This is a genomic window from Mesomycoplasma ovipneumoniae (genome assembly GCF_033343935.1).
GTDB classification, from domain to species: Bacteria; Bacillota_I; Bacilli_A; order Mycoplasmatales; family Metamycoplasmataceae; genus Mesomycoplasma; species Mesomycoplasma ovipneumoniae_G.
Map to the genome: position 1 here is coordinate 1 of NZ_JAWPGQ010000001.1, position 7,500 is coordinate 7,500.

At 27.8% G+C, this 7,500-nt stretch carries 5 protein-coding genes; 1 reads left to right on the forward strand and 4 read right to left on the reverse strand.

Features of this window, described 5'->3' with window-relative positions; all coding sequences use genetic code 4:
• Nucleotides 1-101 precede the first annotated feature (101 nt).
• The 4 genes from R7X45_RS00005 to R7X45_RS00020 form a co-directional block, all read right to left on the reverse strand.
• Complete coding sequence (locus R7X45_RS00005; RefSeq protein WP_318055465.1) at nucleotides 102-1,868, reverse strand: hypothetical protein; 1,767 nt, start codon at nucleotides 1,866-1,868, stop codon at nucleotides 102-104.
• Nucleotides 1,840-2,388, reverse strand: coding sequence for a hypothetical protein (locus R7X45_RS00010; protein ID WP_318055466.1), 549 nt, complete (start codon nucleotides 2,386-2,388; stop codon nucleotides 1,840-1,842). Before R7X45_RS00010 ends, R7X45_RS00005 begins: the two co-directional genes overlap by 29 nt.
• Before the next feature lie 86 nt (nucleotides 2,389-2,474).
• Nucleotides 2,475-4,277, reverse strand: coding sequence for a hypothetical protein (locus tag R7X45_RS00015; RefSeq protein ID WP_318055467.1), 1,803 nt, complete (start codon nucleotides 4,275-4,277; stop codon nucleotides 2,475-2,477).
• Nucleotides 4,249-5,682, reverse strand: coding sequence for a hypothetical protein (locus tag R7X45_RS00020; RefSeq protein WP_318055468.1), 1,434 nt, complete (start codon nucleotides 5,680-5,682; stop codon nucleotides 4,249-4,251). Before R7X45_RS00020 ends, R7X45_RS00015 begins: the two co-directional genes overlap by 29 nt.
• A gap of 366 nt (nucleotides 5,683-6,048) precedes the next feature.
• On the opposite strand from R7X45_RS00020, the gene R7X45_RS00025 reads away from it, so the two are divergent.
• Nucleotides 6,049-7,296 carry an IS3 family transposase gene (locus R7X45_RS00025; protein ID WP_318055469.1) on the forward strand — a complete coding sequence of 416 codons (1,248 nt, stop codon included), beginning with the start codon at nucleotides 6,049-6,051 and terminating at the stop codon, nucleotides 7,294-7,296.
• Nucleotides 7,297-7,500 lie beyond the last annotated feature (204 nt).

Consider the following 7,500-nt stretch of genomic DNA (forward strand, 5'->3'; position numbering starts at 1 on the left):
TGTTTCATTTTGACACACCTTTTTTAAATGTGCCTGAAATTAATATACTAATTTAAGCTAAATCTTTTTTCATTAAATTTATTAATTAACAAAAAAATCTACTATTCCCCTTCTATCTCAATAAATTTTTTGCTTTTATAACCACGAAAATCTACTCTTGCAATTTCATCATAATATTCAGTCCAATCATCAGAACCTCAAGAAAAGAGAGTGTGTTCTTCTAAAATTAATTCTTTTTCTTGTTGGCTATATAAATTAGTATTTTCTAGAAAGTCTGTAAAATACTCAAATTCATGGTCTGTTCCTTTTAGAAATTTATTCAAGGCATCTCGATATAAAATTAATTCTTGCATAGATGATCCAATGACATTTTTAGTTAAATTATTTTGCCTTGGTGATCTAGAAACATAGAACGCAGGATCCTTGCCATCACGCAGAAAAATATCTTGTTCAAGTTCAACTAATTTTTGTTTGAAATAATATTTTAAAATTTCATATTTACCTTGATAAATATTTTCATATAAATTCGAATGGCCAAATCAGTAATAAATTTTTTGACCGTCAACATTCAATAAAATAAAATTTTTCAATGCAATTGGCAAAATCCATGCTTCGCCAGCTGCATAGGCGGAGTAGTAAAATGGTTGGAATCAAAAAACTGGCTTTTTTGAGTCAAGTTGAGAAATTATTTCATCAAAAAGTCCATATTCTTGCCCGCCAAAATAAAAAATTTCGAAATTTTCAAGCTTTAGTTTTGCCCAACTTGGTAGAATAAGAAAATCAGGTGTATCGGGGTAAAAATCTAGATCTTCAACTCAATATTTAGGACCAAATAGAATTTGCAACAAATAGATTAATTCGATTTTATTTGTCCAATTATTCACATTATCATAATAATTTTTGCCATCTTCACCAAAAAGTTCGCTACAATACTTTCGATATTCTGGACCAAATTTATCAAATCAACTAAGAATAAATTTTTCACGATTTTCAATGTTTAAATTAAGCTTTTTAATCCCGTATTTTTCAAATTTTTTAAGCAAATTTTCATAAGTTTCAAAAGTGAATACGTTCTGAATTGGTTGAATTTGGGTTTTTTCACCAAAATTATAATTCTCTTTTAATAACAAATTATAGATTTTTTCTACATTTTGTCCTAAATATGGTTTATTTATATCTGCAAACTTTGAATCATATTCATATCTATTTGATAAAAAATCAAAGATTTTTTCGCGGTAATTTGCTAAATTTTTTGGCTTTGCATAAGGAACACTTTCCTGAATTTCCTTAATAATTAAAGCTTCAATTTCTCTTAATTTGCTTTTTGATTTAAGCATTTTTCAAAAAATAGCCGGATAAGAGATTGAAAATTCGCATTTTTCAATATCGGCAAAGTTTTCAAAGACAACAACAACTTTTTTAAAACCTTTACCGTCGTGAAAAGCATACCAAGGATAAAGTTCAGGGATAGAATCAACATTTTCTTTTCCATTTTTACGACAATATTCATCGTCGTCTCAGTTGCCAATTAAACACCTAATATCATCATAAAAATGGAAATCATTGATTTTTTTGGAAAAAAACGAACTTTTTGGGATATCTTCAAGTTTTAAATTATAAACATAATCTTCTTGTTTATAATTTAAACTAATAATTCTTTCAATTGGATTGGGATTGAAGGTTTCATAAAGGTAATCGTATAAAAAATTTGGAAATGGATAATTCTTATAAAAACAATTAGATGTTGAATCAACATCATCCCTAGTCATGTTACCAACTGAACAACGACTTTTAATATCAATTTCTATATATTTTAGTTTAATTAACTGTTTTTTTGCCTTAGTTACTAAATCTAATTGCATCTCCATATAAAAAATGCACCTTTTCCATATTTAACATTTTTTCTCTTGGTATAAAATCCTTCTTTTCGAATTTTCCCTTTATCATTCTTGCTCTCCTTACGTGATAACTGGGAAAAAGTATTTTTATGTATGATTTTTTATTTTTCTTATCATTTAGTTCAATATTAAACGCATTTTTAGGGTCAGTTCAATCAATAGCATCACTAGCTAGACCTTCTCCAACAACAAAGCGATCATTAGTAAAACCAATATCTTTATTTAAATTATAATTTGGGTTTCTTGGCCCTTTATTTCCTACTAGCAAATTTGCTGTATATTTTGTTTTTATAGCCAAATTTTCCATAACTGATCGATTATATGAATAAAAATCAATAGGTGAATTAAGTTTCTTATTCATAATTTTAAGGTCATCAACATTTTTATTATCTCTTACTGAACTAGGTAGCAAGTTATTAATAATAATTTTGGTTAATTCTGATTGGGCTAGCAAACTTCCAACCACTCAAAATAAGGCACATTTTTGCAAATAAATAAAATTTTTCTAACAAAATGTTTATTTTGAATAAGTAAAAATAAAAAAAGCTAAAAATTTAAAAAAAGAATTTAAAATTTTTAACTTCGAAGTTTTTCGCCATTGAAAAGATCAGCAAACATTTTTTTATCATCACGAGCTTTCTCACCATAATCACCGCGAAAATCTGTCTTTTTAATCTCTTCAAAATAGTAATTTTTTTCTCTACTATTTAAAGAAAAATCAAAATGCTCTTCTAAAATCAATTTCTTTTCTTGCTCGTTATAAAAACTTGATTTTTTTACAAAGTTTTGAAATGATAAGTAATCATCAGGAGTTTCTTGGCGATATCGTTTTATTGCATCGCGAAATAAAATTAGTTCTTCCGTTGAAGATTCAATTACATTTTTATGTAAATAATTTTTGTTTGGAAAATAAACAAAAAACTGTGGATCTTGATTATCGCGCAGAAAAATATCTTGTTCAAGTTTTACTAATTTTTGTTTAAAATAATATTTTAAAATTTGGTATTTACCTTGATAAATATCATCATATAAATTTGAATGGGCAAGTCAGTAATAAATTTTTTGCCTGTCGACATACAATAAAATAAAATTTTTTAAGGAAATTGGCGAAATTCACCCAGTCTCGGTACTATAAGCTGAACGATAATATGGTTTAAACCAAAAAACTGGTTTTTTTGAGTCAAATTGGGAAATTATTTCATCAAAAAGCCCATATTCTTGCCCACCAAAGTAAAAAATTTGGAAATTTTCTAGTTTAAGTTTAGCTCAACTTGGTAAAATAAAATAATCTGGATCATCAAGATACACATTCTCAGTGGGAAAAAAATATCTAGGACCAAATAAAATTTGCAACAAGTAGATAAATTCAATTTTATTTGTTCATTTATTCAAATTTTCATAATAAAATTGACCTTTTTTACCAAAAAGGTTGATGCAAAATTTTCGATATTCCGGACCGAATTTATCAAATCAACTAAGAATAAATTTATCCCGGTTTTCAATGTTTAAGTCAAGCTTTTTAATCCCGTATTTTTCAAATTTTTTAAGCAAATTTTCATAAGTTTCAAAAGTAAATACATTTTGAATTGGTTGAATTTGGGTTTTTTTGCCAAAATTATAATTCTCTTTTAATAATAAATTGTAGATATTTTCTACATTTTGCCCTAAATATGCTTTATTTATATCTACATATTCTGAGTTATATTCATATCTTTTTGATAAAAAATCAAAGATTTTTTCGTGATAATTTGATAAATTTTTTGGCTTTGCATAAGGAACACTTTCTTTGATTTCCTTAATTATTAAAGATTCAATTTCTTTTAATTTTTCTACTGATTTAAATATTTTTCTAAAAACGGTAGGATAAGAAATTGAAAATTCGCATTTTTCAGTGTCATTAAAGTTTTCAAAGGCAACAACAACCTTTTTCAAACCTTTAGTGTAGTACCAAGTATTTGAAAAATAAACTCGAGGAACAGGCTCGCCACTCTTATTTTTATTTTTTTGACAATATTCTTGATCTTCATAAGTACGACTACCAATCAAGCATCTAATCTCATTATAAAAATGGAAATTTTCAAGATCCTTAGAAAAAAACACAGTTTTTGGAATATCCGCTAATTTTAGGTTATAGACACAGTCATCCTGCTTATAGTCAATACCGATAATTGTCTCAATCGGGTTAATTACCTCAGCGCAAAAATCCATAACATAAACTCACAAAAAATTAGGTATTCGAGCAAACCTATCTTCACACTCAGGATCATAATCTTGAATTATATTTTCAACTGAACAAGGACTTTTAATATTAATTTCTAAATATTTTAGTTTTTTTAATTGTTTTTTTGTCTTAGACATCAAATCTAATTGGTGTTCCATATAAAAAATGTACCTTTTCAACACTTAGCATTTCATCTCTATCTAGATGTTCGCGTTTAAATCTTACTCTTCTTACATGATAACCGGGGAAAAAGACTTTTATGTATGGCTTGTCTTCTGGTTCTTTATCCTTGTGAGTAGTTCTAAAGAAGTTGTCAGGGTCGGTTCAATCAATAGAATTATGAGCAAGTCCGCTTCCGGTAACAAAAGGACCTTTAGTAAAACCAGGATCCTTATTTAAATTATTATTTGGATCAATTGACCATCTATTTCCCACTATCAAATTTGCTGTATCTCTTGTTTTTTGAGCCAAAGTTCACATAACTGGCTCATTAAATGAATAAAAATCAATAGGGGATTTTAATTTTTCCTTCATATTTTTACGGTCATAATAATTATCATTAATTTTAGCTTTTACTGAACTAGGCAGGAAAGTATCAATAACAATTTGGGTTAATTTTGACTGCATTGTTAAATTTGAAACGGCTCAAAGTCAGGCAGCAGGTTCTGGGATTGCTTGTTCACTAATAACAAAATAAGATTTTAAGCCTTCAGTGTGAAAATTAAAAAATCAAGCTGGATGGATTCCAGTGTAGTTTCTTAATTTTCTCTTATCTTTTATAACAGAAAGATTTAAAGTCGTTGTACCTGCTATTGTTTTAATTCTAGACTTACTTTTTCCTTTTGTCAATTTATCTAAATCAACTTCAATTGAGTCAGTATCTCTTGAAACAATAGGACTATCATCATCCTTGTGGACAGGATGGGCAGGCCGATTATTATTCCATCATCTTCCAACATCACTAACAATATTCGGAAAAATGCCCGCAGCAATACCAATAACCGAACCAACGATAGCAGCTCCAACAGCATATCAAAATAATGCACCAAGACCAACAGCGGGAGCAGCAGCAACAGCTGCTGGAGCCACAGTTTTTTCAACCCGAGTTTTATTTTGAAGCTGTCTAAAGTCAAAAACATGCCCTTCAAATTTTAGTTTTGGCACACCTTCTTCAAAATAGAGTTCAGCTTTTTTGTTAGCTAATTCAAGTGAAGAACTATTTAAAATTACCTCACCTTCTTGATTAATTTGAATTTCAATATCATCTAGATTAGGAGAGTCTGAATTAGTACTTGTTTTGTTTAGGCGTGTTTGGTTATTTTTAATATTTGCATTAATAACAAGCGAATTTTGTTGGTTTTTGGTTGAAACAATTTGAACTAAATCATCAAAATTTACCGGTTTTTTTGAATTTGATAAATCTATATCACGAGTTTCAAGTTTAAAATCTGAATAGCTTTTTGTATTTTGAAAATGTCAAAGCGGACCAAAAACGCTTAGTGTAAGTGAAGTGAAAGCGACAATATTAGTAATAAACTTAAAAAACTTTAACTTTTTCTTCATGTTTTTTCCTTTTTTTATATACAATATTAATTCTTTATTTTTATAATTATACTATATATTAAAAATTTTTTAGGAAAAATACCTAAAAAATTGTTTTTTAAAAGAATAAGTTATTATGCTAATCAGTGGCTAAAAATAAACTGGACTAAAATTCAGGCATATTTTCCTGAGTTTGCCAGCTGATGGAAAAAATTCACTTTTTAGTGAATATAAATATGCAAAAATACCCGGTAAATCCACGTTTTTTGACGCTAAAATCTTAATTTTTATAGTTTTCAAATTAACATTTTGCAAAAAAAAAAAATGCTTGGTACGAGAATAAATTAGTATATTAATTTCAGGCACATTTAAAAAAGGTGTGTCAAAATGAAACAATACAAATTCACAATTCAAGACAAATTTAAATACATTAAAATTGCCGAATCTAAAGGGCTAAAAAACGCAATTTTGCAATTTGCAGAAGAATTTAGAGAAATTTACAAAAGCAAATCAAAAAGTAAAAAAGCGCATAAAGAATGAATGTTGCATATATATGCTAATAATTTGATAAGAAATTGGCAAAAAAAGTTTTATAATAATGATATGAAAAGTTTGATAAGTACTCGCGGGAAAATCAAATCACCGCGTAAACCAAAAAAGAAATATACAATTAACGATCTTTCCGAAAATGATCGTGGAATTTATCAAGAAGTAGTGGAGAGGGTTCTTAAAAGATCCGGAATTGACCCCGCAATTATTCTTGAGGAGCTCAAAAAATTAAAACAAGAACAAGAGAAAGATAAAGATAAAATTGAAAATTGCACTAGAATTTGTAGTGTTTTTAACATTAATCGCAGTTCGATTTATGAGAAAATAAGGGTGAAAAAACCACCAAAGAAAATGATTTATGATGAAGACTTACTTGAGTGAATTCGTGAAAATTTCAATTTAAATCGAAAGGTAAAAGGCCGCGACATCCTATATAATATTTACATAAATCAGGGAAATTATGTATCCACGTACGTGTTTCAAAAACACTACGAGTTTTTAGGATTAAAATCATTAGCTTATAAAAGGCAAGGAAAACCAGCACCAAAAGAGAAAAAGTTTACACGAATTTGGGCTGAAGATCTTATCAAAGGTGATTTTAGCTCAGAAAATTTTGGTGAAAAATGGTTTGCTGATATTAAATTTATCAAAATTAACAACGAATGATTTTACCTACACTCAATTATTGAAACAAAATCTAATTATGTACTCAATTTTTCGATTTCTAAAACAAGATTTTCAGAAGAAACTATAAACTTAGTAAAAGAAACAATCAAAAAGTATAATATTAAACCAAAATTTTTCCATTCAGATCATGGAGTGGAATATGCGAACTACAAATTTGCTAATTTTTTAAAGCAAAATGGTATCCAACAATCAATGTCACCAAAAGGAAATGCCCTTGCAAACCGGCCTATTGAATATTTTTATGCAGTTTTTCAACGAGAATTGCTTAATATTGAGGGCGAAAATTTTGAAAATGTGGCTATTACTTATCAAAAAATAAGTGAATTTATTGATTGGTATAACTATGAAAGGCCTCAAAGTTGCTTATCATATAAAACTCCAAGTTATTATATGAGGTAAATTATTTGTCCAAATTTTTTAAAATGAACATGCTAGAAAAAATTAACAAAAGTGGTGCAATCAAAATCATAGAAAAAAAACTAATTGTCTGAGATTTTTCTACCAATTTATGCTTGGTACGAGAAAAAATTATGTTATAATAACACTCACTAAGAATAAATTAATAAGTTTGATATTGAATTAAGGGTGAATTAATTATGTTTT